18 protein-coding genes and 8 pseudogenes are annotated in these 26,755 nt (G+C 59.6%); 14 read left to right on the top strand and 12 right to left on the bottom strand.

The annotated features are described in order from the left end of the window. Nucleotides 1–213 precede the first annotated feature (213 nt). The 4 genes and pseudogenes from ACIQU2_RS13235 to ACIQU2_RS13220 form a co-directional block, all read right to left on the bottom strand. Nucleotides 214–606, bottom strand: a pseudogene (locus ACIQU2_RS13235) (ATPase); the annotation flags it as partial. Nucleotides 607–643: 37 nt separating this feature from the next. After that, a complete protein-coding gene (locus ACIQU2_RS13230) occupies nt 644–1,060 on the bottom strand; it encodes a cupin domain-containing protein (protein WP_403141241.1) in 417 nt (138 codons plus the stop codon). Between the two features lie 189 nt (nt 1,061–1,249). Further along, on the bottom strand, nt 1,250–1,543 hold the full coding sequence (locus tag ACIQU2_RS13225; RefSeq protein ID WP_008150809.1) for a putative quinol monooxygenase: 294 nt from the start codon (nt 1,541–1,543) through the stop codon (nt 1,250–1,252). 123 nt (nt 1,544–1,666) lie between these two features. After that, a complete protein-coding gene (locus ACIQU2_RS13220; protein ID WP_347805732.1) occupies nt 1,667–3,100 on the bottom strand; it encodes a PLP-dependent aminotransferase family protein in 1,434 nt (477 codons plus the stop codon). Between the two features lie 207 nt (nt 3,101–3,307). Between ACIQU2_RS13220 and ACIQU2_RS13215 the strand changes: the two genes are divergently transcribed. The 3 genes and pseudogenes from ACIQU2_RS13215 to ACIQU2_RS13205 all read left to right on the top strand — a co-directional run. Beyond that, nucleotides 3,308–3,748 carry a carboxymuconolactone decarboxylase family protein gene (locus ACIQU2_RS13215; RefSeq protein ID WP_347805731.1) on the top strand — a complete coding sequence of 147 codons (441 nt, stop codon included), beginning with the start codon at nt 3,308–3,310 and terminating at the stop codon, nt 3,746–3,748. Nucleotides 3,749–3,835: 87 nt separating this feature from the next. Further along, a complete protein-coding gene (locus tag ACIQU2_RS13210; protein ID WP_403141238.1) occupies nt 3,836–4,816 on the top strand; it encodes a LysR substrate-binding domain-containing protein in 981 nt (326 codons plus the stop codon). Nucleotides 4,817–5,018: 202 nt separating this feature from the next. After that, nucleotides 5,019–5,276: pseudogene (locus ACIQU2_RS13205) on the top strand (GNAT family N-acetyltransferase); the annotation flags it as partial. 71 nt (nt 5,277–5,347) lie between these two features. Here ACIQU2_RS13205 and ACIQU2_RS13200 read toward each other — a convergent pair. Next, nucleotides 5,348–5,467, bottom strand: a pseudogene (locus ACIQU2_RS13200) (aspartate/glutamate racemase); the annotation flags it as partial. A gap of 128 nt (nt 5,468–5,595) precedes the next feature. Between ACIQU2_RS13200 and ACIQU2_RS13195 the strand changes: the two are divergent. After that, on the top strand, nt 5,596–8,277 hold the full coding sequence (locus ACIQU2_RS13195; protein WP_403141235.1) for a YncE family protein: 2,682 nt from the start codon (nt 5,596–5,598) through the stop codon (nt 8,275–8,277). Between the two features lie 38 nt (nt 8,278–8,315). Further along, nucleotides 8,316–8,450: pseudogene (locus tag ACIQU2_RS13190) on the top strand (GNAT family N-acetyltransferase); the annotation flags it as partial. A 1-nt stretch (nt 8,451) separates the two neighbouring features. Here ACIQU2_RS13190 and ACIQU2_RS13185 read toward each other — a convergent pair. Further along, a complete protein-coding gene (locus ACIQU2_RS13185; RefSeq protein WP_403141233.1) occupies nt 8,452–9,144 on the bottom strand; it encodes an aspartate/glutamate racemase family protein in 693 nt (230 codons plus the stop codon). A 93-nt stretch (nt 9,145–9,237) separates the two neighbouring features. Between ACIQU2_RS13185 and ACIQU2_RS13180 the strand changes: the two genes are divergently transcribed. Further along, nucleotides 9,238–10,014: a helix-turn-helix domain-containing protein gene (locus ACIQU2_RS13180; RefSeq protein ID WP_403141231.1), complete on the top strand. Its 777-nt coding sequence runs from the start codon at nt 9,238–9,240 to the stop codon at nt 10,012–10,014. 69 nt (nt 10,015–10,083) lie between these two features. Continuing rightward, complete coding sequence (locus ACIQU2_RS13175) at nt 10,084–10,578, top strand: hypothetical protein (RefSeq protein ID WP_046046933.1); 495 nt, start codon at nt 10,084–10,086, stop codon at nt 10,576–10,578. Nucleotides 10,579–10,703: 125 nt separating this feature from the next. On the opposite strand, the pseudogene ACIQU2_RS13170 reads toward ACIQU2_RS13175, so the two are convergent. Both ACIQU2_RS13170 and ACIQU2_RS13165 read right to left on the bottom strand, forming a co-directional pair. Continuing rightward, a pseudogene (locus ACIQU2_RS13170) lies at nt 10,704–10,924 on the bottom strand (cbb3-type cytochrome c oxidase subunit 3). Between the two features lie 15 nt (nt 10,925–10,939). Beyond that, nucleotides 10,940–11,251, bottom strand: a pseudogene (locus ACIQU2_RS13165) (cbb3-type cytochrome c oxidase subunit I); the annotation flags it as partial. 71 nt (nt 11,252–11,322) lie between these two features. On the opposite strand from ACIQU2_RS13165, the gene ACIQU2_RS13160 reads away from it, so the two are divergent. Beyond that, nucleotides 11,323–12,291, top strand: coding sequence for a hypothetical protein (locus ACIQU2_RS13160; protein WP_403141228.1), 969 nt, complete (start codon nt 11,323–11,325; stop codon nt 12,289–12,291). A gap of 202 nt (nt 12,292–12,493) precedes the next feature. Here ACIQU2_RS13160 and ACIQU2_RS13155 read toward each other — a convergent pair. After that, nucleotides 12,494–14,838 (bottom strand): annotated as a pseudogene (locus ACIQU2_RS13155) (tetratricopeptide repeat protein). Between the two features lie 121 nt (nt 14,839–14,959). Between ACIQU2_RS13155 and ACIQU2_RS13150 the strand changes: the two are divergent. Continuing rightward, nucleotides 14,960–15,331: pseudogene (locus tag ACIQU2_RS13150) on the top strand (DUF3313 domain-containing protein); the annotation flags it as partial. Between the two features lie 80 nt (nt 15,332–15,411). Here the strand turns inward: ACIQU2_RS13150 and ACIQU2_RS13145 are convergent. The 3 genes from ACIQU2_RS13145 to ACIQU2_RS13135 all read right to left on the bottom strand — a co-directional run bounded on the left by ACIQU2_RS13145 (nt 15,412) and on the right by ACIQU2_RS13135 (nt 16,499). Further along, nucleotides 15,412–15,630 (bottom strand): hypothetical protein, encoded by a 219-nt coding sequence (locus ACIQU2_RS13145; protein WP_403141225.1) that lies wholly within the window; start codon nt 15,628–15,630, stop codon nt 15,412–15,414. A gap of 10 nt (nt 15,631–15,640) precedes the next feature. After that, nucleotides 15,641–15,769, bottom strand: coding sequence for a hypothetical protein (locus tag ACIQU2_RS13140; RefSeq protein ID WP_403141222.1), 129 nt, complete (start codon nt 15,767–15,769; stop codon nt 15,641–15,643). A 304-nt stretch (nt 15,770–16,073) separates the two neighbouring features. Beyond that, entirely contained in the window at nt 16,074–16,499 is a 426-nt protein-coding gene (locus ACIQU2_RS13135; RefSeq protein WP_403141220.1) for a YciI family protein, read from the bottom strand. Between the two features lie 263 nt (nt 16,500–16,762). On the opposite strand from ACIQU2_RS13135, the gene tpx reads away from it, so the two are divergent. From tpx to ACIQU2_RS13110, 5 genes are all read left to right on the top strand, one after another. Next, on the top strand, nt 16,763–17,263 hold the full coding sequence (tpx, locus tag ACIQU2_RS13130) for a thiol peroxidase (RefSeq protein WP_403141218.1): 501 nt from the start codon (nt 16,763–16,765) through the stop codon (nt 17,261–17,263). Nucleotides 17,264–17,441: 178 nt separating this feature from the next. Next, nucleotides 17,442–18,758, top strand: a complete 1,317-nt coding sequence (locus ACIQU2_RS13125; RefSeq protein WP_403141216.1) for an MdtA/MuxA family multidrug efflux RND transporter periplasmic adaptor subunit — start codon at nt 17,442–17,444, stop codon at nt 18,756–18,758. Continuing rightward, nucleotides 18,755–21,859 carry an MdtB/MuxB family multidrug efflux RND transporter permease subunit gene (locus ACIQU2_RS13120; protein WP_403141214.1) on the top strand — a complete coding sequence of 1,035 codons (3,105 nt, stop codon included), beginning with the start codon at nt 18,755–18,757 and terminating at the stop codon, nt 21,857–21,859. The genes ACIQU2_RS13125 and ACIQU2_RS13120 overlap by 4 nt, the downstream gene beginning before the upstream one ends. Beyond that, nucleotides 21,856–24,963 (top strand): efflux RND transporter permease subunit, encoded by a 3,108-nt coding sequence (locus tag ACIQU2_RS13115; protein WP_403141211.1) that lies wholly within the window; start codon nt 21,856–21,858, stop codon nt 24,961–24,963. The genes ACIQU2_RS13120 and ACIQU2_RS13115 overlap by 4 nt, the downstream gene beginning before the upstream one ends. Continuing rightward, nucleotides 24,960–26,441: an efflux transporter outer membrane subunit gene (locus ACIQU2_RS13110; protein ID WP_403141207.1), complete on the top strand. Its 1,482-nt coding sequence runs from the start codon at nt 24,960–24,962 to the stop codon at nt 26,439–26,441. The genes ACIQU2_RS13115 and ACIQU2_RS13110 overlap by 4 nt, the downstream gene beginning before the upstream one ends. The last annotated feature ends 314 nt before the right edge of the window (nt 26,442–26,755 follow it).

Below are 26,755 nucleotides of genomic sequence, written 5' to 3'. Positions count from 1 at the left end.
CGTTGTTTGTCAGTAGGCAGGAACCGCCGTATACGGAACCGTACGTACGGTGGTGTGAGAGGACGGCGGGGGCAACCCCGCCTCCTACTCGATCCTGAAGGTTTTGTACCGTCTGGTCGGGCCCCATCGCGAGCAAGCTCGCTCCCACATTAGTTTTGCGTCGTGCATATAACCAATGTGGGAGCGAGCTTGCTCGCGATGGGGCCATCAGCCTCAATACAACTTCCGGCCAGTTGAATTATCGATCATCGACACTTTATCTGTCGGTCTGGTCAATAAATTACTGAGCGACTGGTCAAACTTCTGCAAGGCCCTGACTTGCGCATCCTGTTGTTCGTTTATCTCGGCAACTATCTCTTCGCTGCGTTTATAGTCCGCCCATAACGGACTCAGTTCTTTAGCGTCATGACCTTGCGCAGTGCCGATGTAGTTGAAATTGGTATCGTAGAACGCGGCGCTGACATTCGCGCTGATATCCGAACTGCGCGACGTCATCAGTTGACTGCGCGCGTCGACGGCGGCGACCACGTCCGGTTTAGCGGCCCTGAGACTTTGCATGTCCGGGTACACCGTCACCGAACCGAACTGACGTTGCAAGGACGCTTTATTCGAGCCTGTTTATTTATGGCTGGCGCAACAGCTATCAGTTTTCCAAAGGGATCAGTATTTTTTCTTCTGGCGCTAACACCATAAACACCAACAGCTTGGCAGGCTTGGTCGCGCTGGCATTTTTCGAGACCAGATGCTCCGACCCCGCCGGCTCATACCAATATTCACCGGCCTTGTAAGTGATCGCCTTTTCACCTTTGACCTGGGAGATGATTTCTCCCGAAATGACGTAAGCCATGGCCGTGCCCTCGTGCTTGTGGGCGATGGACGATTGGCCGGGCAGATAGTCGACCTCGATCATCAGCGCCTTTTTATTGGGCACGTTTTTCAACATCTGGTCCTGCAACACGGTGACCTTTTCCGAAGGCGCGGCTTCATGAGCGTATGTCGCGGCGGAAAAGGTCAGGGCCAGGGCGGTGAGGGGGGCAGCACAGTAGCGGAAGGCTTTCATGGGTATCACCTGCTGTGGTTAGTCGTCAGGGACCACAGTAAGTCTCGGCCAAGGCCAATCAAACAGCCAATTTTCGTGAAGGCGAGGGGACCAATCATGCGCGCTGAAAAACAAGATCGCCGTCTACAGCCACTTCTGCAGGGGTACCCATTGCCCTGTAGGAGTGGCCGAAGGCGGCGACCTAACTTTCTAAACGATAGGAAAGCTGTTGAAGTCGACGCTGTTGGCCAGGCGGCTGTCGATCAGGCCGATAAAGCCTTGTACTTCAGGGCAGTTGAAATGCATTTGCATGGCCGCTTCCGATTGCCAGCGGGCGCTGACAGTCCAGCGGTTGTCGTCCTCGGGGCAGCGGTCGACCATATAGGAATCACAGCCCGGTAGTTCGCGCAGGGTGTCGACAATCTTTTGCAGTTGCTTGCCCAGTTCGTCCGAGCGGCCGGCGGCGGCCTGCACCTTAACGGTATTGATCACTTCGTTGGACATTGCTCACACTCCTGAATCAGGCCGAACGAATCCTGCTCATTGAGGGATAACACTTTTGCAGGATAGGCCTGCATCCCCGGACCACCAATAGCCAATCGCGGGATAAAAACGCAGACCAATCTGTCAGGCGACCTGCTGCAAAATGTCCCGCAGCCGGTCCAGGGCGATGTCGATGTCCAGGGTTTCAATGGCGCCAAAACCCAGGAAAAGCCCGGCCTGCGGCGCTTGCTGATAGAAAAAGCTGTCGATGGGATACACCCCGACTTCAACCTTTTTTGCAAGTGTGATCACCAATGGAATATCAATAGACACTTTGCACATAACCACCATGTGGAACCCGGCGGTGGTCGGGACAGCCTCGAGCCACGGTGACAGATCGCCGGCCATGCGCTCGAGGATCCGCTCACGACGCCCGGCATAAATCGTATGGCAGCGCCGGATGTGCTTGAGCAGACAGCCTTCGGCGATGAACTTGGCCAGCGCCCATTGGGGCAGGGTGGACGTGTGCAGATCGGTGAGCTGCTTGGCGCGAATGACCGCTTCGAGTATTGCCGGCGGCAGGATCGCATAACCCAGGCGCAGCTCCGGCAGCAGGGTTTTCGAAAAGGTCCCGACGTAGGCGACGATGCCGCGTTCGTCCATGCTTTGGAGCGAGTCGGTAGGCCGGCCTTCATAGCGAAACTCGCTGTCGTAATCGTCCTCGATGATGATCGCGCCCAACTCATGGGCCCGCTCCAGCAGCGCCACCCGGCGCGCCTGGCTCATCGGCATGCCGAGCGGGAACTGGTGCGACGGGGTGACGTAAATCAGGCGGGTGCCAAGGGGGATTTTGTCCACCTGAATGCCTTCCGCATCCACCGGGACGCCGATCACCGTGGCGCCGTGGGTACCGAACAACAGGCGTGCGGGCGGATAGCCGGGGTCTTCCATGGCGACAAGGCTGCCGGGGCGCGTCAGTACCCGGGAGATCAGGTCCAGCGCCTGTTGCGCGCCGTTGCACACCACCACGTCTTCGTCCTGGCAATTGACCCCGCGGGAAAACGCGATGTGCCGGGCGATCGCATTGCGTAGCGCCGGCAAGCCTTCGGGCAGGCTGTAGAAACCCTTGGAAGCGGAGATCTGGCGCAAGGCGTGAGCGGTGCAGCGCCGCCAGTCATCCTGGGGAAACTGGCCCTTGCTGGTGGCGCCGCCGATGAAGTCGTAGCGCAACGAGCCTTCCAGCGTCGGATGGCGCAGGAACACCGGGAGGTTGCGCCAGGATTCGATGACCTCGGCACTGGCCAATTCCGAATGGCTCTGTTTACGGGTGATTTTTGCCGGTCGGGCGTTGACGTAGGTGCCTTTGCCGATGACCCCGGTGAGGAAGTTTTCGTAGGTCAGTTGCGTGTAGGTGTCGGAAATGGTTTTGCGCGAAATGCCCAATTGTTCGGCGAGTAAACGACTGGGCGGTAGCTGCGTCCCGGCTGCCAGACGGCCGGATTCGATGGCGCTGCGCAGTTGGTTATACAACTGGCCTGCCAGGTCCTTGCGGCCGTTGATGACAACGTGAAGTTCCATACCGGCGAGGCTCCTGGGGCGATTGAGGCGCGTGTGCGTCGGGCCAGATTACCCGCATGAACGCCTGCGCAAAAGTTGCGTGGGCGAAAAACCTCCGATTGGTCTGGTGCCTGAGTGGTCCACGGTTATTTCGCAGAATTGGATCTGTAACGCCTGTGTATCAACGCCTACCTTGAGGGGCACGCATTCGATCCACGAGGTCACTCCATGAACGCCCGCCTGGATTACTACAGCGCATCGCCCAAAGCGATGAAAGCGATGATTGCCATGGAGGCCTTGACCAGCAACCTCAGCATCGAGCCGGCCTTGCTGCACTTGATCAAAATCCGTGCCTCGCAACTCAATGGCTGCGCCTTCTGCACCGACATGCACTCGGTGGATGCCCGGCGACTCGGCGAGACTGACCGTCGTTTGTATTCGATCGTGGTCTGGCGCGACAGCGGTTTCTTCAACCCGCGAGAACGCGCGGCGCTGGCCTGGACCGAAGCCGTCACGTTGCTCTCTGAAAGCCATGTACCGGACGAGGTCTACGCGCAGGCACGGGAGCAATTCAGCGAAGGCGAGATGGTCGATCTGACCATCGCCGTCACCACGATCAACAGCTGGAATCGCCTGGCGGTGAGTTTTCGGCAGACCCCTGGAGGCTGAATCGATTTTCTGCCCTGAGCGTCACATCAGGTTCATAAACCCTGCGCAGGATGAGGCTATCAAGGACAGATCGACAGGGAGTCAGCGATGCGATTCATGGAAACCACAGAGCGTCAGCGAGTTGCTGAGTACCGCTCGCCCGTAGAAAAAACTTCATCCTGGCGCACCCTGGCGGCAGGGATCGATCCGGTGCTGGCGCAGTCTTTTCGGGTCAGTGCCCGTTGCGGCTGTTTCATGCAGGCGGCCCGCAGTCTCAATATCAAGACAACACTGTTGCGCAAACACTTGGCGCAACTTGAAGCGCAACTGCAGTGTTCGCTGTTCAGCCATTCAGAGCATGGCGTTGCCCTCAGTCGTGACGGATTGCATCTGCAATCGCAGTTGATTGCACTGGCCCACGAGCGCGACTTGCCGGTGATCGAACAGCCGTTGATTCGCCTGGCCGTCGCCGAATCGATCCTGCATGACATTCTCGGTCGCGATCTGGTTGCCTTGTTGCGGCGCAACGCCAGCGTGCGCCTGGACATCATCACCCTGGACAGCGAACTGTCCCTGCAAGCGGTCAGTGCCGATGTGGTGCTGTGGCTGGCCGGCACCGATTCACCGCTGCCCGGTCCGAGTTTTGCTATCAGCGAGCCTCAGCGTCTGGCGCGGCTCGACTACCTGCCCCACATCGCCAAACGGTATTCACGGGTCGCGTCCCGCCCTGACAGCCTCGATGACCTGGCGGATTTCCTGCTGGTGCAATGGCAGCATGACCGTCAGGTCGACAGCTTTCGGCCGTGGAATACCCTTGTGGACCAACGCCTGGCCGGAGTGGTGCAGTTGCATTCCTATGAACTGATGCTGGAGATGATCCGTTGCAGCGCCTGCATTGGCCTGCTGCCCGGATACATCAGCCGCTTCGACCGCGGCCTTATTGAATTGCCGGGGCTGTTCAGTCAACCGATGCAGCGTCAGGTGTGGGTGGCGGTCGGTGCCGAGTCCGAGGGTTCAGCGCAGGTGCAGATGATCGTTGAGCTGATCCAGAATACCTTCGAAGAGCGGCGGGAGTGGTTCGAAGGGTGACCGCCGTCCAAAATGTGGGAGCGAGCTTGGTCCGGGCGGCGATCCGACGATAGCGGCCGGACAGTCGACATCAATGTTGAATGTGATGGCCCCATCGTCGGATCGCCGCCCGGACCAAGCTCGCTCCCACATGGGTTCTCGCCAAATCGGAAGTAGGCGGTATAGAGTGGTCGGCCATGTCTGTATCAAGGATGAATCACCCATGCCCGCCACTGACGCTGTCATTTCCCTCGAACGTTTCAACGAATCTCACATCGACGGCATTACTGCGCTTTACAACGACCCGGCCATTACCCGTCAGGTGCTGCAAATGCCATTTCAGTCCCCCGAAGTCTGGCGCAAACGCCTGGAGTCGGACAACGAGCGTGTGGTGCAGCTGGTGGCGCTGCATCAAGGGACGGTCATCGGCAATATTGGCCTGGAGCAGTTTTCGCGGAGCCGCCGCAGCCATGCCGGTAATCCGTGCGTGACGGCGGATGGGTCGATGCCTTGAGCATGGCGCGCCTGCGTCGCACACCAAGGCCGGTTGAGTCACTCGCCCAACGCGAACGCCACCGCCGCCTGTGCATGCAGTTCGGTGGTGTCGAGCAAGGGCAGGGCGCTGTGCTCGGGTTTGATCAGCAGGCTGATTTCGGTGCAACCGAGGATGATGCACTACCGTTCGTCTAAAAACCGCCTTCACCTGTCAGATTTGACAGTAGCCAATGTTCGCACCTTTGGTGTGTGATGAGCCTGTACCCCCGAAGGCCAGGGTTAGCCACACACACAGGGAATGAATGATGGATATCCAGTCTGCCGTGTTGAACGAATTATTCGTACTGTACCCAGTGATTATTCAAGGCTGGATCACTCCTGTCTTGCCGACCGGTATCGCGCAGGGTGGCATTCCAAAAGCGCTTTACGATGGTCAGTCCGCGGGGCTTGAGTGTCTGGTCGACCCCTTGACCGAGGTTCGGTCCGGGACCCTGGCGGTGGATGATCGTGTGGATTTGTATGTCAATGACGGGCCGACACCTGTTGCCGGCAAAACCATTAACCCTGGCGAGGAACAACAGCGCATCCGCCTGTACGTACCACACGGAGAGCTGCAGGACGGCGTCAACACGCTCCATTACGTCGTCACCCGTCCCGGCGGGAACGGCTCTGATAAATCCCGAGTGCTGGAGGTGCTGTACCACCTTCGCGCGCCCGGCGAACCGGTCCCGGCAGGTATGCGTTTGCAGATTCCGGCCGCCGTCCGGGAGCAAGGGGTGGACGCCGGTCAGGCTGCACAAGGCGTGGTGTTCGGCTTCGACTATGCCAACCGGCGAGCCTACGACCGTATTCGCCTGACGCTGGGCACAGTGCCTGTTGATCGGGTGGTCGCCCCCGGCGAAGCGGGCCCTGGTCTGCCCGTTGTTACGCAAACGCTGTTCACCGATACCTTTAAACAAAGTGGAGACAACCCCAATACGCTGGTTTTCTATTCGGTCACGGATCAGTTGGGCAACCGCAACACATCGGCAGACGAACAAATTGATGTCCACCTTGAACGTCTCACGCTATCGCCCCCGACGCTGGTCTCGCCCGCCCTCAACCCGATTGACCCATTGGCTTATCCGCAAGGCGTTACCGTGCGTGCCGAGTTCCTGGCAGCACTGAAGGGGGACAAGGCAAGACTCGTGGAAAAGAACCCGCCGGGGGGCGCCCCTGCCTTTCCTCTTGTAGATTTCGGGGCGAACAAACGCGCGGATTTCAAGCTGGATCCGGCCTTTCTCATCGCCCGTCAGGGCAAGCCGCTCGAGGTGTTCTGGAACTTGAACCGTGGCGGCAAAAGGGTCGCCTCGTCAGACCCTCTACCGTTGAGTGTCAAGCCGATCGCCGCCGAAGATCCGCGCTTTCCAACACCGGCGATTGATCGTGCGAGCGGCGAACTGGACGTGACCAACCTGCTGCCTACCGATCAGCTCAGGGTCGCCGAATGGTTGGGGCATACCAGCGGGCAACCGGTGTGGTTGCGGTATGACGGAGTCGATGCCAATGGCACTGCCATTTTCTTTGAAGACCGCAAGGGCGAACCGCACACCACGTTGCCCGGTCTGAACCGTCCGGTGCCGTTGGAGTGGTTGAAAACGCTTAAGGATGGCAGTGAGTTGAAGGTCAGTTTCAAGGTGAATTTTGATGGGGTAGCGAATGAGGCGGCGGCGGTGAGGTTTCCGGTGCGCACGTACAGCGTGAAAGCTGCTGCGGCTACTGTCCTCACGTTCACCAATGATCCCTACCTGATTGCGCCCGCCGGGCGCGTCAAAAACATTGAGTTAAGTTTACGCACTCCTGCAAACCAACCTGTTCCGGGGGCGAACGTGACTCTGGAGTTGCCAGCCAACGTGATCTATGCCGATGGCGGCAGCGGGGCGCGGGACTTCACCACGGAAGCTGACGGCACACTGACCGTAAGGGGGGTAAAAGGCCATACCACACCGGGGACGTATCCGCTGGTTGCCGTCAGTGGTCAGCAGCGTGCGAGCGCCAGTTTGACCATTACCCCTCAAGGGTTGGTCGGGGAGATCCCTGTGCCTGAGCTGAATGATTTTGTCTACAGTCGGGACGGCACCCGCATCTATGCGTGTAGTGGGGTTGGATTTTTCATGGTCATTGATGCCTTGACTTTGCAGGTTCTCAGGACAGTCTACGTCGGCGGGGACACGCCATATTGCATCGCCGTAAGCCCTGACGACACCCGTCTCTATATTGGTCTGTACTACTCCAACGTGGTGGTAGTGATTGATACGATGGACTGGTCAATTATGGTGAGAATTCCCGCAGGTTCGAATCCTCGTGCTATCGCCTTGAGCTCTGACGGGGCTCGTGCCTATGTACTGAATACCACAGGTCTAGGTATCACTGTCATAGATACCGAGTTACTGAAACCAGACGCGTTCGTTTCAATCCCATCCTCTCGTAGGTTCCTTCTAGGGATGACTATCAGCCCGGACAATACTCGTGTCTATGTCGTTGCTATAAACAACACCACCAACGAAGGCCCTAGCACCCTCATCGTTGTTGATACGCAGAAACTGGAAGTAATTAATCGCTTCCAGATACCCTTGCCGGCGGCGGAAAAAGTAATCATCAGTCAGGATGGTCAACGTGCGTATATCATCAGCGCGTATGGCGGACCACTAGTGGTCCTTGATACAAAAAGTGGGGCTCTCATTAAATCTATTCCTATGAGTCCGACACCGGCACATAACGGGACAGGTGGTTTCGTTTTCACGGCAGACGGTTCTCGTCTTTTTACCTGCCACCCTGTTGACTACTTTGTGAGCAACGTTGAGGTCATTGATACAGAAAAACTGGTGCTGAGTTACACCCTGTATAATTGCCCGGCACGCACATACAAGATCGATCTTAGCCCCGATGATACTCGCCTGGCTGTCGGCGTAAGGGAGAAGGGGGTCGTAGTCATCGCCACCCGCTAAACCGAGTGGTACACCGGAGCATGGCCAAATTGGCGTTGGAGCAGGCCATTGCGCTGTACCGCAAGTTTGGCTTCGACACGGAAGGGTTGTTTCGTGAGTATGCGGTCCGTGATGGATCGCTGGTGAAAGCCCTGAGCATGGCGCGTTTGCGCCGTACGCTCAGGGCTTCCTGAGTCAGTCGCCGAGAGCGAAGGCCACGGCGGCCCGGGCATGCAGCTCAGTGGTGTCGAACAGCGGCAGGGCGCTGTGCTCGGGTTTGATCAGCAGGCCGATTTCCGTGCAACCGAGGATGATGGCCTGGGCGCCGCGTCGGGTCAGCGATTCAATGACCTGCTGATAGACCTTGCGTGACGCCTCGCTGATCACCCCGACGCACAACTCGTTATAGATGATCCGGTGGACGGCTAGTCGCTCATCGGCCTCCGGCACCAGTACGGTCAGCCCCATTGAAGTCAGGCGTTCCTTGAGGAAGTCCTGCTCCATGGTGAACGCTGTGCCGAGCAATCCAACCTTCAGCGCGCCAGCCTCGACGGCAGCCTGACCCGCCGGGTCGGCGATGTGCAGAAACGGAATACTGATCGCGGCCTGAATCTGCCCGGCCACTTTGTGCATGGTGTTGGTGCACAGCACCACGCAATCGGCACCGCCGACTTCCAGCCTGCGCGCCGCATCCACTAGAATCGCCGCCGCATCGTCCCAGCGTCCGGCATGCTGGGCCTGTTCGACAGGGCCGAAGTCGACGCTGTACATTAGCAATTTCGCCGAACGCAACGGCCCGAGCCGGTCGCGAACCTGCTGGTTGATGAGGCGGTAATACTCGGCGCTGGACTCCCAGCTCATGCCGCCGATAAGGCCGATGGTGCGCATGTCGTGCTCCTGTTGATGGCAACCCTTTGTTCGAGCATGCCCTTATTTGAGAGTACCCGTGGCTCTTCATCGCGATCTATCAGGAAATTTCACATGCCAACCGCGCTGAGCCAAGAGCTGCTGGACGGCAGACTCTGCTTGCAGCTTTTGCCCCGTGCCGCTTACAGCGCACGTGATCCTGTGCAGTGGCAAACCCTTGGGGTGTCGCTGGAACGTCAACACGGCGTGCACGCCATCGATTCGGATCACCGGGTGGATTTCGATACCTTGCCTGGCGTGCTGGCTTACACCCCGGTCGGCGTGGAAGTGTTTTCCGAATCGGCCAGCGGTGGCGAATACCTGCTGATGCGTCTGGACGAGCCGTTGGCCGATCAGCATTTCCCCTCGGTTGACTACCGCGTGCAGTCTTCAGGTAATCGCCGTGCACTGATGCTTGGTCGTGAACTGCGGCGTCTGTTGCTCGCTCCGGAACCGGACAGGCTGGCGCTTGAGCAAAGGGCGGTGGAATTCGTTGGTTTGATGAACCCGAAGACCAATACCGCGCAACGTGTCACGCCCAGGGTTTTCACCCAAGTGCTGGATCAGATCGCCGAGCAGTTCCACGAACCCCTGACGCTGCAACAATTGGCCGCCACCTACGGACAAAACGAGCTGCGCTTCCTGCGCGACTTTACCCGGGCCATCGGCCTGACACCCCACGCTTACCTCGTTGAAGTGCGGCTTCAGGCGGCACGCCGGATGATCGAACACACCGACCTGTCCCTGGCCGACATCGCCCTGTACGCCGGCTTCGCCCATCAGTCCCACATGGGCAGTGCCTTTCGTAAATACCTGGCCATGACCCCCAGCCAATACCGTTCACGCTTTTAGTCGTACGCCGGCAGCGCGCATCTGCCATGCTCAAAGTCCGCAGCACCGCTTCAACAAAGGAACACCGCAATGGACGACGTACAGCAACTGGGTGAGATGCTTCGCCATTACGCAGAAAGCGAAGCGCACAAGAAGCAACTGTTCGAGTCGCAATCGGCCGTGTGGGCGACGCGCATTGGCGAACTGTTCGATCAGATCCAGCAATGGCTGGAACCGGTCCAGGCCCCTAATCTGCTGGAGGTGAGCCGCGAGGCCTATGTCGCCTCGGGGCCGAGCGTTCCGGTCGAAACGTCGACCTTCAAGACCGAGAAGCTGTCCATTGTGATCGCCGGTAAACCGGTGGAATTTGTGCCGGATGTGATGGGTGCCGGTGGTCAGATTTCACTGGCCGTGATGGGCCTGACAGCGGCGCGGTACGGCAGCATTTCGCTGGTGTGCCTGCCGCCGTCCAGTAGCTGGCAATGGCGCAAGACCAATGGCTTGAAAGACCCGGATACCTTTGCGTTCGATGCGAACTTTTTGGCGCAGCAGTTGCAGAGCCTGATTCCCCGCGAGCGCAGCTGAATTCTCTAAGGCTGGCACAGACCCCTGTGGGAGCGAGCTTGCTCGCGATGAGGCCATAACATCCAACATCCATGTTGACTGTTACACCGCCATCGCGAGCAAGCTCGCTCCCACAATGGGCTGCATCAAACCTCCAGATTTCCCCACCCGTGCTTCAATTCCTCCGGCGCCACCGCCTTCACGATCTTGCCCGTCGCCAATTCCACCCGCCGCGCCACCTCGGGTCATCGGCAAACGGGATCAAACTGGCTTCATCCAGACTCTCTGCCGTCTGGTGCTTCAGGCAGTATTCAACCGCCAGCCAAAGCCCCACCACGCCCAGCACATTCAGCACGACCTCAATCATCTCAAGCCCCTTGCCTCAGGCAATCTGCGCTTCGCGGTGGGCCATTTCGACGTCCGAAACCCGCACCGTGCGCCAGACGTTGTAAGCCATCAGCAACATGCCGCTGAGGAAGAACACACCGCCGGCGAAGCGCACCACGAACCCTGGATGGCTGGCCTGCAAGGCTTCGACGAAGGAGTAAGTCAGCGTGCCGTCATCGTTGATCGCACGCCACATCAAGCCCTGGGTGATGCCGTTGACCCACATCGAGGCGATGTACAGCACCGTGCCGATGGTTGCCAGCCAAAAGTGCAGGTTGATCAGCGGCGTGCTGTGCATCTGCGGTTTCGCTTGGGTCGATGATGGCATTTTGGTAGAGTCCGCGCTTCATAAGGGAGTAGTACGCAAAGGAGTCTGCTTTGAGTGTGGGCAAGAAGATTTTAGGGTTAACCGCGTTTCTGCTGATGTTGACCCTGTGGGGCGGTTACTTTTATGTGTTCCAGGAGAACCGTGGCGGTCAGTTGGGAGGTGCGTTCGACGGTTACGCCTGGTGCGGCACGCCACCGGCCGCCGATGCGCTGTCGCTGGGCAAGGATCAGTTGACCCTGCGCATCACCAACAACCTGCGTGGCGAGTTCCTGCTGAGCGGCGCGGTGATTGTTTCCGAACGCACCTTCAATCGCTATGATCTGGGCCGTAACGAGCTGCGCCTGCGCCTGGAACCGCTGCAATGGTCCTACGGCGCCACGCCGATTTTCCTCGAACAGGTCAAAATCAAACCCCTGAGCCGCAACCTCGCCTCAGACAACAAAAGCGCCTACGCAGAGCTGGAGCCGCGACCGATTGGCGTGCAGGGGCGCGCCACCGAGTTTCCCTTCGACACCTACCGCTATGGCTACAAACCGGTGCTGTATTACCTCAAGGGCAATGAGCGCATCGACCTGCGCTTCCGCCACATCACTACGGTAATGGAGATGTCGAACACCTTTACGCCCATTCAGAAGTACAACCGGGTCGAGTACATCAATGAGAAAAACTCGTTGGTGCGCGACGAGGATTACAAGCCTTACGCCGCCAACGAATGTGCGTTCAGCGTCGAGCGCAAAGGCTCGTTCAAGGTGATCGTCCTGCTGTTGTTGCTGGTGATTTGCCTGCCGCTGATGCACGTGTTTTATCGCGACGAGCCCGGCATCGATTTTCTCGCCACGCTGGTGAGTATCGGTGCAGTCCGGATATTGCTGGTGGGGCCGTTGCAGGACTTTCAGCTGTACAACATTGACTTCCTGTTTGGCGCAGCGATATTGCTGGTGGGCACGGTGTCGTTGATCAAGGCGATGCGAGCGAATAGTCGGCGGGAGTTGGCGCTCAAAAGCGGTTCGTCTTGGTGATTCCACCGTCTATGGTTCTTCGAGGTGATGCCACCGTCTATGTAGCAGCTGTCGAGCAGCGCGAGGCCGCGTTCGGCGACGAAGTCGTCGTAAACCCTACAAACGCGGTTTTCCTGTAAACCTATCGCCTGATTTCACGACGACTTCGTCGCCGAACGCAGCCTCGCGCTGCTCGGCAGCTGCTACAGAGCTGGCGCAAGGGTTACTTCAACGCCGGATCCCCCATGTTCATTTTCTTCCAGCCTTGCAACAGCACCTGTGCCTTCGGTTCCTGCCCATTGTCCAGGTAGTACTGGATCAACGACAACCGAGCATTGCGATTGGCCGGTTGCACTTTCAGCAATCGCTCCAGCTCTTCACAGGCCTCATCGACCTTGCCACTGTCGTGCAACGCCACTGCCAACACGTAACCGTACTGGGCGTTCTGAGGCTCCAGTTGTGCGGCTTTGCGCAACGCCGACATGGCTTGGCCTGATTTACCCGCGCGCACCAGCGACAGGCCTTGAGTGTGTTGCAGCAGAGCGGCATCCGGATGTGCTTTCAGGCTCTGCTCCAGCAGCGTCTGAGCTTCCTGATTGCGTCCGTTCGCCTCCAGCCATTGCACCAGCGTCACCAGCGCCGGGTAGAAATCCGGATCGCGCTTGAGGGCTGTGCGCAGCAGCGCTTCGACTTCGCCGCTACGACCGCTGGCCTGATAGAGCATGGCCAGGTTGAGGTTGGCTTCAGCGCGTTCGGCCAGGCTCTTCTGGACCTCCTCGTATTCGGCGATGGCTGCATTCCAGTTGTCCTGGGCGCTGCCCAAGCCATTACGGGCCACGCTCAGCAGATCCCGGGCCGCGACAATCCGCACAGCCTTCACCGGATCATGCAGCAACGGCGTCAGCAGCGACGCGCGCTCCGGTGGCGGCAAGAACGCGCTGATCGCCCGGACGGCGCTTTCACGCACCTGCGGGGCCGGGTGGTTCAAGTCCTTGGTGGCCAGTTTCAATGCCTGTTCGCTTGGGTACAGCGGCAACTCGGCGAGTAGGGTCGCGCGCTGAATCGCTGGCAAATTGCTGCGTTGAAGCTGCTCGTACAAGGCTTGTGCCGCGCCGGGCTGACCGTTGCGAATCAGCCACAGGCTTTCGTCGTAACGCGGTGCCTGGGCGGTGGTGGTGTTCCAGAGCTTGAATTGCTCGGTGACCTTGTCGCCAGCCTTGCCCTGGTGACAGGTCAGGCAAGCATCCGGCGTGCCGAGTTTTTTCGCCCGCTCAGGGTTGGGGATGCTGAAACTGTGGTCATGCCTGAAGTCATTGCCCATGTAGAACTTGCCGGGCATGTGGCAATCCACGCACTGCGAACCCGGTTGGCCCATGGTGTGGCGGGTGTGTTCGATGGAATCCTTCGCTTGCAGGCCCTGGCCATCAACGCCTGCCACCGAGGTCTTGCCGGCGGTGTTGTGGCATTGCAGGCAGACACCGTTGCCCGGCGCCTTGAGCTCGGTGCTGTGCGGGTTGTGGCAGTTGCTGCAGCGCACGCCCTTGTCGAACATTTTGCTCTGGGCGTAGGAGCCGTGTTCGAACACTTCGTCCTTGATCTTGCCGTCCAGTGCGTACAACTCGCGGGTCAGGGTGCTCGGCAGGTAGTCATCCATCAAGCGTTTGCCAGCGGTGAAGCCGTCGCCCAGTGGCGCACGGCGCGAGTGGCAGCGGGCGCAGGTTTCGATTTCGACAGTGGCGTTCTTGTCCTTCAGGTCTAAGGCAAAACCGGCATGGACCAAGTCACCTTTTTTTGCCGTCCATTCCAGGTGATTGGAGGCCGGACCGTGGCAAGCCTGACAGCCGACACCGAGGCTGTTCCAATGGCTGTCGAAGGTGTTTTTCGGGGCATCGAAATTGCGTTTGTAACCGGTGGTGTGGCACTCGACGCACATGAAGTTGGCGTTCTGGCTCGGCTTGCTCCAGTGCACGGATCTTTGAAGTTCACACCCTGGCCCGGATAGAGGTGAAACCAGCGGTGCTTTTCGGTATCCCAGGCCACGCCGAGGGCCTGCAACCGACCTTCGCCGACCTCAATCAGGTATTGCTGTAACGGCGCGATGCCGAAGGTGTAGGCGACCTTGAAGTCGGCATTCCTGCCGTCAATCCCGGGGGTATTGACCCAGAACCCGTCGCCCTTGCGCGAGAAACGAGTGATTTCGTTTTCCGCTTTGAAGGTGACGTTATTGAAGTCGCCCAGCATCGTCTCGGCATTGGCTTCCTGCATCGCCAATTGGTGATGGGAACCTTGCCAGTCCTTGACCTGCTCGCTGTGGCAGCCTTGGCATTGTTGCTCATCGACCATCGTTGCCGGCGCCACGACGATCGGTTGCGGTTTGGCCGGCTGAGCGACCGGCGTACTGACAGGCGCATACGTCACGGGGGCCGGTTTGCTGCTGAACAGAAACCAGCCGATGCCCGCTATGGCCAACAGCAAAACGCCGAGGACGACGGGAAACAGGTAACGGTTAATGAAGGTCGGTGGCGAATCAGGGTTTGGCTGTGCCGCTTTATTTTTATGTTTCGGCATTGCGACTTCCATAGTCCGGGTGCGTTTGCCGTCGGGCGCGCTTTCAAGCTCGATGCAGCTTTGCCGGATGGCCGGCGTCTGTCAAATGACGGTTGTGATCCACTGTGCGGCGTTGCCATCCTCGGGTGCCACGGTCACGGTGATGCGCTGGGTGGACCCCAAACTCGACATCAACAAATTCACCAGTGTTTACATCGAACCGACCCAGCTCTATCCCAAACCTCAACCGACCGTGAAAATCCCTCAGGCGACCCTGAACGGAATCACCCGTTACTACGATCAGGCACTCAAGCGCGAAATCGGTAAATCCCTGCCGTTGGCCGCAGGTCCTGGTCCGGGTGTGATCGTGGTGCGCGCCGCCATCACCGCCTTGAGCAGCAAGACCGAAGGCCTGAAACCCTATGAAGTGATCCCGATCGCTTTGGTGGCAGCGGCTGTGAGCACGGCCAGTGGCATTCGCGATCAGGAAACCGACCTGGCCACTGAGGCACTCGTGGGAATGATGTGGAGTTGCTGCATCACTCACCGGCAGGTCGCCGCCTGAACGCCGAGTTTGTCACGGAGTTCTTCCTGTCACTGCGCGTAGGAAACCAGCGGCAAGGCCCACAGATAACTTTGGGTCGTCTGTTGGAAATCCAGCTCGGCGTAAAGCCTGGCGATCGATTCTTGGGCCGGCGATTCGCCCGCCATCGCGATCTTGCCGATCCGCATATCGAGGTCCTGAGCACCGACGCCGCAACTGACGAACATCGTCATCAGGCTGAAACCGGCTGCGCGAATTGCAACGTGCATATCAAAGTCCTCATTGGCCGAAGGTGACGTTGGTCCCGGCGAACTGTGCGAATTGCGGTAGGCCATCGCCGTTGCTGTAGCCGCCGTTTGGGTGGGGGCGAGTGTTGATTGGCACGGTGGCGCGCAGCAACTGCGCCACACCAATAATATCGCCGGGAGCGAGGGTTAAGTGCCACGCATCAGAACGTCATTGGTGTGGACATTGGTGTCGTGAGGCGCGGGCGTGTAGTCATCCTGGAGGGTGGGTACCGGGCCTGTAGGACACTCTGTTGAAGCTAGCAGCTGACGCCGGGTTCGCCAGCCGAAGGGGGAATCCTTGGTTTTTTGTACACGTTTGCGTGAGTTCCGTGTACTAAAAAGTTGTTGGGAAACAGGGGGTAGAGATCCATGGACTGCCGATGTGGCGAGGGGGACAAGCCCCCTTGCCACATTGATTGGATTATTCAGCGTTTTTTTGCCTGCTCGCGAAGTCGCTCCTCCTGCTCTCGCAACTCCGGTGTGAACTCAGCCCCGAAATCTTCGGCCTCGAACACCTGGCGAATCTCGATCTCGGCGTCGGTGCCTGGCATCGGGTTGGGGCAGCGCTTGACCCAGTCGATCGCCTCCTGCTTCGACTTCACGTTCCATAGCCAGTAGCCGGCGATCAGCTCCTTGGTTTCGGCGAACGGGCCGTCGATCACCGTGCGCTGGTCACCCGAGAAACGCACGCGGGCGCCTTTGCTGCTGGGTTGCAGGCCATCGCACTCGATGAGGATGCCGGCTTTGACCAGCTCCTCGTTGTAGTTGCCCATCGCGGTCATCAGTTCTTTGCTGGGCAGCGCGCCGGCCTCGGAATCCTGGCTGGCTTTCACAATGATCATGAATCGCATGGTCTTATCTCCGCTGGATGTGAGTGACTCACAGGCTAGTCGAATAGCCATCGCCTGAATCGACAATGCGTCTTACGGATGATCGCCGAAAAGCAGATTTGTTTCTCGACACTAAACTCGCTATGCGGTGATGGGGGCGGGTTGTATCCAATGCGTGCGACGAGACTTCACAATTTGTATCTGGGCATAGGTCGTCGGGCCATTTCGTGGTTAACTTCGGCCTCTTCAAAATTCTCTACAACAACGTCAGAAGGACTCCGTTCATGGCTCAAGTCACTCTTAAAGGCTCCCCGGTTCAAGTCAACGGCCAACTGCCACAAGCCGGTTCCAAGGCGCCAGCCTTTTCCCTGGTTGCCGGCAATCTGTCCGACGTGACCCTGGCGAGCTTCGCCGGCAAGCGCAAAGTGCTGAACATCTTCCCAAGCGTCGATACCCCGACCTGCGCGACTTCGGTTCGCAAGTTCAACGCCCAGGCCAGTGATGTCGCCAACACTGTCGTGCTGTGCATTTCCGCTGACCTGCCGTTCGCCCAGGCTCGCTTCTGCGGCGCCGAAGGCCTGGAAAACGTACAAAACCTGTCGACCCTGCGCGGTGCCGAGTTCATCGAGAACTACGGCGTTGCCATCGCTGACGGCCCGCTCAAAGGCCTGACGGCCCGTGCCGTCGTGGTTCTGGACGAAAACGACAACGTTCTGTACAGCGAACTGGTCAAGGAAATCGCTGAAGAACCGAACTACGAAGCGGCACTTGCCGTTCTGAAGTAAGCGCAACTTTACAATTGTTAACGGCCTGGCCCTGTCCAGGCCGTTTTCATTTGTGATTCAGTGTCTTGGCAAAACATCCTGTTACGTAAGCCAAAGGTAAATTGCCGGTAAAGCCGCTTTGCTTAATGCCCGCCAGTGCTTATCGTTCAGCCTCCTGTAGAAGAAGCCCACGCGCCCAATGGTTGATCATTCCATGCAATCCTCCGTTTCCCGTAGTCCCCGTCGCTGGCTGTTCGGCCTGCTTGTCCTGTTGGTCATCGCTGGCCTGTGCTGGAAATTCTGGCCCGCCGGCACTGCCCAAAAAGAGGGCGCAGGGCAAAAAGCCGTTGCCGGGCATACCGGCAGGTCGGGGGGGATGCGTCCGGGTTTCGGCGGGGCGACCGGACCTGTTCCAGTGCGTGTCGCGCCAGCGGTCAAGGGCGACTTCCCGCTGTACTACAAGGCGCTGGGCACCGTGACGGCGCTGAACACCATCAATGTGCGCAGCCGCGTCGGCGGTGAGCTGATGAAGATCTCCTTCGAGGAAGGGCAGATGGTCAAGGCGGGCGATCTGCTGGCTGAAATCGACCCGCGTTCTTACCAGAACGCCTTGCTTCAGGCCGAAGGCACGTTGCTGCAGAACCAGGCACAACTGAAAAACGCCCAGGTCGATGTGGAACGCTATCGCGGCCTGTATCGCGAAGACAGTATCGCCAAGCAGACCCTGGACACCGCCGAAGCGCTGGTGGGCCAGTATCAGGGCACGGTAAAAACCAATCAGGCGGCGGTTAACGACGCCAAGCTCAATCTGGAATTCACCAAAATCCGTGCCCCGATTGCCGGGCGTGTGGGCTTGCGTCAGCTGGACGTCGGCAACCTGGTGGCAGCCAACGACACCACCGCGCTGGTGATCATCACCCAGACCCAACCGATCAGCGTTGCCTTCACCTTGCCGGAAAACAGCCTCGACGTTGTACTGGCGCGCTACCGCACCGGCGCCAAGTTGCCGGCCGAAGCCTGGGACCGTGGCGACACCAAGTTGCAGGCCACCGGCGTTTTGCAGAGCCTGGACAACCAGATCGACGTCACCACCGGTACCCTGAAATTCAAGGCTCGTTACGAGAACCGCGATCAGGCGCTGTTCCCGAACCAGTTCGTCAACGTCCACCTGCTGGCCGACACCCTCAAAGACGTGGTGCTCGCACCTTCGGCAGCGATTCAGTTCGGCACCAACGGCACGTTTGTCTACGCCCTGGACGGCGACAAGAAAGTCGCGATTCGTCAGTTGAAAGTCGGCGCCAGTGACGGTGAAAACACCGTGATTACCGAAGGCCTGGCCCCTGGGGATCGCGTGGTTCTTGAAGGCACCGACCGCTTGAAGGAAGGAAGCGAAGTGGAAGTGGTCAACGACACCAAGGATGTACCGACCACCCCGACCGGGCACCTGCAAGGCAAATCGGCCGCCACGGCGCCTGACGCGACGACCACCGACAAGGCGAAAAAGGGCGGCGCATGAACATCTCGCGGCTGTTCATCCTTCGCCCGGTAGCCACTACCCTGAGCATGCTGGCCATTATCCTGGCCGGCGTGATCGCCTATCGGCTGTTGCCGGTGTCGGCATTGCCTCAGGTCGATTACCCGACCATCCGCGTCATGACGCTGTATCCCGGTGCCAGCCCGGATGTCATGACCAGCGCCGTGACCGCGCCCCTTGAGCGTCAATTCGGGCAGATGCCCGGCCTGACCCAGATGGCTTCGACTAGTTCCGGCGGCGCTTCAGTGCTGACCCTGCGTTTCAGCCTCGACATCAACATGGACGTCGCCGAGCAGCAGGTGCAGGCGGCGATCAACGCTGCGACCAATTTGCTGCCCAAGGACCTGCCGGCGCCGCCGGTGTACAACAAGGTCAACCCGGCGGACACCCCGGTGCTGACGCTGGCCATCACCTCCAAGACCATGCTGCTGCCCAAGCTCAATGACTTGGTCGACACGCGCATGGCGCAGAAAATTGCCCAGATCAGCGGCGTCGGAATGGTCAGCATTGCCGGTGGCCAGCGTCAGGCCGTGCGGATCAAGGTCAACCCCGAGGCGCTGGCGGCCAATGGCTTGAACCTGTCTGACGTACGCACCTTGATCGGTGCGTCCAACGTCAACCAGCCCAAGGGCAACTTCGACGGCCCGACCCGGGTGTCGATGCTCGATGCAAACGATCAACTGACCTCGCCCAAGGACTACGCCAACCTGATTCTCGCCTACGCCAACGGCGCGCCGCTGCGGCTCAAGGACGTGGCGGAGATCGTCGATGGCGCGGAAAACGAACGTCTAGCGGCGTGGGCCAACGAAAATCAGGCCGTGCTGCTGAATATCCAGCGTCAGCCTGGCGCCAACGTCATCGAAGTGGTTGACCGGATCAAAGCCCTGCTGCCGAGCATCACCGACAACCTGCCGGCCGGTCTCGAAGTCACCGTGCTGACCGACCGCACCCAGACTATCCGCGCCTCGGTCACCGACGTGCAGCACGAATTGTTGATCGCCATTGCGCTGGTCGTGATGGTGACCTTCCTGTTCCTGCGTCGGGCCAGCGCCACGATTATTCCGTCGGTCGCGGTCCCACTGTCGCTGATCGGTACCTTCGGCGTGATGTACCTCGCGGGTTTCTCGGTCAATAACCTGACCCTGATGGCACTGACCATCGCCACCGGTTTCGTGGTGGACGATGCGATCGTCATGCTGGAGAACATTTCCCGATTTATCGAAGAGGGCGACAGTCCCCTGAATGCGGCGCTCAAGGGCGCCAAACAGATCGGCTTCACGCTGATCTCCCTGACCCTGTCGCTGATCGCAGTACTGATCCCGTTGCTGTTCATGGCCGACGTGGTAGGGCGGTTGTTCCGCGAATTTGCCATTACCCTGGCGGTGGCGATCCTGATCTCCCTGGTGGTGTCCCTGACACTGACGCCGATGATGTGCGCGCGGTTGCTCAAACGTGAGCCGAAGGAAGAAGATCAGGGCCGTTTCTACCGTGCCAGCGGCGCCACAATTGATTGGATGATCGCGGCTTACGGGCGCAAGTTAAAGTGGGTTCTCAAGCATCAACCGCTGACCCTGATGGTGGCCATCGGCACGCTGGCGTTGACCGTATTCCTTTACATGGTGGTGCCCAAGGGCTTCTTCCCGGTGCAGGACACCGGGGTGATCCAGGGTATTTCCGAGGCGCCGCAGTCGATTTCCTTTGCGGCCATGAGTGAACGTCAGCAGGAACTGGCCAAAGTGATCCTGGCGGATCCGGCGGTGGAGAGCTTGTCGTCCTACATTGGCGTGGACGGTGACAACTCGACGCTCAATAGCGGTCGCCTGCTGATCAACCTCAGATCCCACAGCAATCGCGACCTGAGCGCCACCGAGGTGATTGCACGTCTGCAACCGGAACTGGACAAACTCACCGGCATTCGCCTGTTCATGCAACCGGTGCAGGACCTGACCATCGAAGACCGCGTCAGCCGGACTCAATATCAGTTCAGCATGTCGTCGCCGGATTCCGAGCTGCTCAGTCTGTGGAGCGGTCGTCTGGTGGACGCACTGGCCCAACGGCCGGAGCTGACCGACGTCGCCAGCGATTTGCAGGACAAAGGCCTGCAGGTGTATCTGGTGATCGACCGCGATGCGGCGTCGCGGGTCGGTGTGTCGGTGTCGAACATCACCGATGCGCTGTACGACGCCTTCGGTCAGCGGCAGATTTCCACCATCTACACCCAGGCCAGCCAGTACCGTGTGGTGCTGCAATCGCAGTCGGGCGAGAGGATCGGCCCGGATGCGCTGAACCAGATTCACGTGAAAACCACCGACGGCGGGCAAGTGCGTCTGTCCAGTCTGGCGCACATCGAGGAGCGTCAGGCCCAACTGGCGATCACTCATATCGGGCAGTTTCCGGCAGTGATGATGTCCTTCAACCTCGCGCCTGGCGTGGCGCTGGGGCATGCGGTGGAGATCATCGACCAGGTGCAGAAGGACATCGGCATGCCGATTGGCGTGCAGACCCAGTTCCAGGGCGCGGCCGAGGCATTCCAGGCGTCGCTGTCGAGCACCTTGCTGCTGATTCTGGCGGCGGTGGTCACCATGTACATCGTGCTCGGTGTGCTGTACGAGAGCTACATCCACCCGATCACCATTCTCTCCACCTTGCCCTCGGCGGCGGTCGGCGCTTTGCTGGCGCTGCTGTTGAGCGGCAATGACCTGGGCATGATCGCGATCATCGGCATCATTTTGTTGATCGGTATCGTGAAAAAGAACGCGATCATGATGATCGACTTCGCTCTCGACGCTGAACGCAATCAGGGCATGGACCCGGAAACGGCGATCTATCAGGCGGCGCTGCTGCGTTTCCGGCCGATTCTGATGACCACACTGGCGGCGTTGTTCGGTGCGGTGCCGCTGATGCTGGCGACCGGTTCCGGCGCGGAACTGCGTCAACCGTTGGGTCTGGTGATGGTGGGTGGCTTGTTGGTGAGTCAAGTGCTGACGCTGTTTACCACTCCAGTCATCTATCTGTATTTCGACCGCCTCGGTCGGCGCTGGGGTCGCAAGTCTGAAGCCGTGGAAGCGGTAGAACAGCCATGAACCTGTCCGGACCTTTCATCAAGCGCCCGGTCGCGACGATGTTGCTGAGCCTGGCGATCCTGCTGCTGGGCGGCGTGAGCTTCGGCCTGTTGCCGGTGGCGCCGTTGCCGCAGATGGATTTCCCGGTGATCGTGGTCCAGGCGAGTCTGCCCGGTGCTAGCCCGGAGGTCATGGCCTCGACGGTGGCCACGCCGCTGGAGCGCTCTTTCGGCGCCATAGCCGGGGTCAACACCATGAGCAGCCGCTCCAGCCAGGGCTCGACCCGGGTGATTTTGCAGTTCGACCTGGACCGCGACATCAACGGCGCGGCGCGGGAAGTGCAGGCGGCGATCAACGCTTCGCGCAACCTGCTGCCGAGCGGGATGCGCAGCATGCCGACCTACAAGAAGGTCAACCCGTCCCAGGCGCCGGTCATGGTGCTGTCGCTGACCTCCGACGTACTGGAAAAAGGCCAGCTCTACGATTTGGCCTCGACGATTCTGTCCCAGAGCGTGTCTCAGGTGCAGGGTGTCGGCGAAGTGCAGATCGGCGGCAGTTCCCTGCCGGCGGTGCGCATCGAACTCGAACCGCAGGCGCTCAACCAGTACGGCGTAGCGCTGGACGATGTGCGCAACACCATCGCCAACGCCAACGTGCGCAGGCCAAAAGGGTCGGTCGAAGACGGTCAGCGGTTGTGGCAGGTTCAGGCCAACGATCAACTCGAGAAAGCCAAGGATTACGAGTCGCTGATCATTCACTACGCGGACGGCGCGGCCCTGCGCCTGAAGGACGTGGCCAAGGTCAGCGACGGCGTCGAAGACCGCTACAACAGCGGTTTCTTCAACAACGACGCGGCGGTACTGCTGGTGATCAACCGCCAGGCCGGCGCCAACATCATCGAGACGGTCAACGAAATCAAGGCTCAACTGCCGGCGTTGCAGGCCGTGTTGCCGGCCAGCGTCAAACTGAACGTGGCGATGGACCGGTCGCCGGTGATCAAGGCGACCTTGCACGAAGCGGAAATGACCCTGCTGATTGCCGTGGCGCTGGTGATTCTGGTGGTCTTCCTGTTCCTCGGTAACTTCCGCGCCTCGTTGATTCCGACCCTTGCGGTGCCTGTGTCCCTGGTCGGCACCTTTGCGGTGATGTACCTCTATGGATTCTCCCTGAACAACCTGTCGCTGATGGCGCTGATTCTGGCCACCGGGCTGGTGGTGGACGATGCCATTGTGGTGCTGGAGAACATTTCCCGGCACATCGACAAAGGCGTACCGCCGATGAAGGCCGCGTACCTGGGGGCGCAGGAAGTCGGCTTCACCTTGCTGTCGATGAACGTCTCGCTGGTGGCGGTGTTCCTGTCGATCCTGTTCATGGGCGGGATTGTTGAAAGCTTGTTTCGCGAGTTTTCCATCACGCTGGCGGCGTCCATCGTAGTGTCGCTGGTGGTCTCGCTGACGCTGACACCGATGCTCTGCGCCCGCTGGCTCAAGCCGCATACGCCGGGTGAGGAAAACCGTTTGCAGCGTTGGAGTCAGCGCGCCAACGAGTGGATGGTCGGCAAATACGCCACCAGCCTCGACTGGGTGCTGCGTCACCGGCGACTGACCTTGCTTAGCCTTATCGTGACAGTCGGCGTTAACATTGCGTTGTATGTCGTTGTTCCTAAAACATTTATGCCTCAGCAAGACACCGGTCAACTGATCGGTTTCGTGCGCGGCGACGACGGACTGTCATTCAGCGTGATGCAGCCAAAAATGGAAACCTTCCGCCGCGCCGTGCTCAAGGATGACGCGGTACAAAGCGTCGCCGGCTTCATCGGCGGCACCAACGGCACCAACAACGCCTTCATGCTGGTGCGGCTGAAACCGATCAAGGAACGCAACATTTCTGCGCAAAAGGTCATCGAACGCCTGCGCAAGGAAATGCCCAAGGTCGCCGGTGCGCAGCTGATGCTGATGGCCGATCAGGACCTGCAGTTTGGTGGCGGTCGTGAACAGACCACGTCCCAGTATTCCTACATCCTGCAAAGTGCCGATCTTGGCGAGTTGCGCGAGTGGTATCCGAAAGTCGTTACCGCACTCAAGGCTTTGCCGGAGCTGACCGCAATTGACGCCCGTGAAGGGCGCGGCGCCCAACAGGTGACCCTGATCGTCGATCGTGATCAGGCCAAACGCCTGGGCGTCGACATGGACATGGTCACCGCGGTGCTGAACAACGCCTACAGCCAGCGGCAGATTTCGACGATTTACGACAGCCTTAACCAGTATCAGGTGGTCATGGAGGTCAATCCCAAATACGCCCAGGACCCGATCACCCTCAAACAGGTTCAGGTGATCACCGCCGACGGCGCGCGGATTCCGCTCTCGACCATCGCTCATTACGAAAACAGCCTGGAAGACGACCGCGTTAGCCATGAAGGCCAGTTCGCCTCCGAGAGCATTTCCTTCGACATGGCCGAAGGCGTGACGGTGGAGCAGGGCACGGCGGCCATCGAGCGGGCTATCGCCAGACTGGGTATGCCGGAAGACGTGATCGTGAAAATGGCCGGCACCGCCGACGCCTTCGCCGCCACCCAGAAGAGCCAGCCGTTCATGATTCTCGGCGCGCTGGTGGCGGTGTATCTGGTGCTCGGTGTGCTGTATGAAAGCTACATCCATCCGCTGACCATTCTCTCGACCTTGCCGTCGGCCGGGGTCGGCGCGTTGCTGTCGATTTACGCGCTGGGCGGTGAGTTCAGCCTGATCTCGTTGCTCGGGCTGTTCCTGCTGATCGGCGTGGTGAAGAAAAATGCCATTCTGATGATCGACCTGGCCTTGCAGCTGGAACGGCATCAGGGCATGGCGCCGCTGGATTCGATTCGCAGCGCTTGCTTGCAACGTCTGCGGCCGATTCTGATGACCACCCTGGCGGCGATCCTCGGCGCGTTGCCGTTGCTGCTGAGCCGCGCCGAAGGTGCGGAAATGCGTCAGCCACTGGGCCTGACGATCATTGGCGGGCTGATCTTCAGCCAGGTGCTGACCCTTTACACCACCCCGGTGGTTTACCTCTATCTCGACAAACTGCGCCATCGCTTCAACCACTGGCGTGGGGTGCGTACCGATGCTGCTCTGGAAACTCCGCTATGACTGACCGTTCGCTTATCACTCTGGCTGCACCGCTGGTAACGGCCCGAGGCTCGCGTTTGTTGAGCCTGGCGCTGTGCGTGGCGATGCTCAGCGCCTGCGCCATCGGCCCGGATTACCAGCGCCCGCAAGCGGCTGCACCGGCGCAATACAGGGAAGCGGCAGGCTGGCGTCAGGCCAATCCCAGCGATTCCCTGGCCCGTGGCGCCTGGTGGGAGTTGTATGGCGATCAGCAGCTCAATGGCCTGATCGAAAAGCTTAACAGTGCCAACCAGACCGTTGCGCAGTCCGAAGCCCAGTACCGTCAGGCCCAGGCCTTGGTGCGCAGTGCCCGTGGCGCGTTTTTCCCGACCGTGGACCTGACCGTCGGGAAAAACCGCTCCAGCCAGGGCACCGGCAGCAGCAGTTCGAGCCTGACCAGTTCTTCCAGCGGGATTCGCGACACTTACACCGCACAGGCCGGGGTCAGTTGGGAGGCCGACGTCTGGGGCAAACTGCGCCGAGGCCTTGAAGCCGACACCGCCAATGCCGAGGCGAGTTTTGCCGATCTGGCGGCGATGCGCTTGAGTCAGCAGTCGGAACTGGTGCAGAACTATCTGCAACTGCGCGTGATCGACGAGCAGAAACGCCTGCTGGAAGCGACGGTCGAGGCCTATCAGCGCTCGCTGACAATGACTGAAAACCAGTATCGCGCCGGTGTCTCCGGCAAGGATGCTGTGGCGCAGGCTCAGACTCAGCTCAAAAGCACCCAGGCTGACATGGTTGATTTGATCTGGCAGCGTGCTCAATTCGAGAATGCCGTTGCCGTACTGATCGGGCTACCGCCGGCCGAGTTCAGCCTGGCTGAAAGCAAAGACATTCCTGCGTTGCCCGAGATACCGCTGAGCCTGCCTTCGCAATTGCTCGAGCGCCGCCCGGACATCGCCTCCGCTGAACGCTCGGTGATGGCGGCCAATGCCAACATCGGTGTGGCCAAGGCGGCCTATTACCCGGACTTCACCCTGAGTCTGAACGGTGGTTACAGCAGCAGCACCTCTTCCAACTGGATCAGCGTGCCGAACCGCTTCTGGTCGGTCGGACCGCAATTGGCCATGACCTTGTTCGACGGCGGTCAGCGCTCCGCGGAAGTTGACCGCAGCGAAGCGGCCTACGACGAAACAGTGGCCAAGTACCGCCAGACCGTGCTCGATGGCTTCCGTGAAGTGGAAAACTACCTGGTGCAGCTCAAGGTCCTGGAAGACGAAGCGGGCGTGCGCCAGGAAGCACTGGACGCGGCGCGTGAGTCCTTGCGTCTGACCGAGAACCAGTACAAGGCCGGGGTGATCGCGTATCTCGATGTGGTCGTGGTTCAAGCCACGGCGTTGAGTAATGAACGCAGCGTGCTGAGCTTGTTGCAGAGCCGGCTGATTGCCAGTGTGCAATTGATTGCGGCGTTGGGCGGTGGCTGGGATGGGGCGTTGCAAGTGAGTGAAAAAGAGTAGCGCCCCCTTCTCTGACGGCAACTCGATACTCCGTAGCAGCTGTCGAGCCTGCGAGGCTGCGTTCGGCTGCGTAGCAGTCGTGAAATCAGACGACACGGTGTTTCAGGAAGACCGCGTGTGCCGGGTTTACGACTGCTTCGCAGCCGAACGCAGCCTCGCAGGCTCGGCAGCTGCTACTGGTGGACGCGGCCGTCGCGAGTTGTCAAACAAGCGCTTCATCGGCTTGATGGCCCTTTGCTAATTTTGTCAGTGCGTTCTTTTGCGCAATCAGTACAATCGCCCGATTTGCCCCCCGAGAGCGGAGGGCTGTCACG

Source organism: Pseudomonas sp. NPDC098740 (assembly GCF_044760065.1).
GTDB classification, from domain to species: domain Bacteria; phylum Pseudomonadota; class Gammaproteobacteria; order Pseudomonadales; family Pseudomonadaceae; genus Aquipseudomonas; species Aquipseudomonas rossensis.
This window is presented reverse-complemented; position numbering and strand designations above follow the sequence as displayed.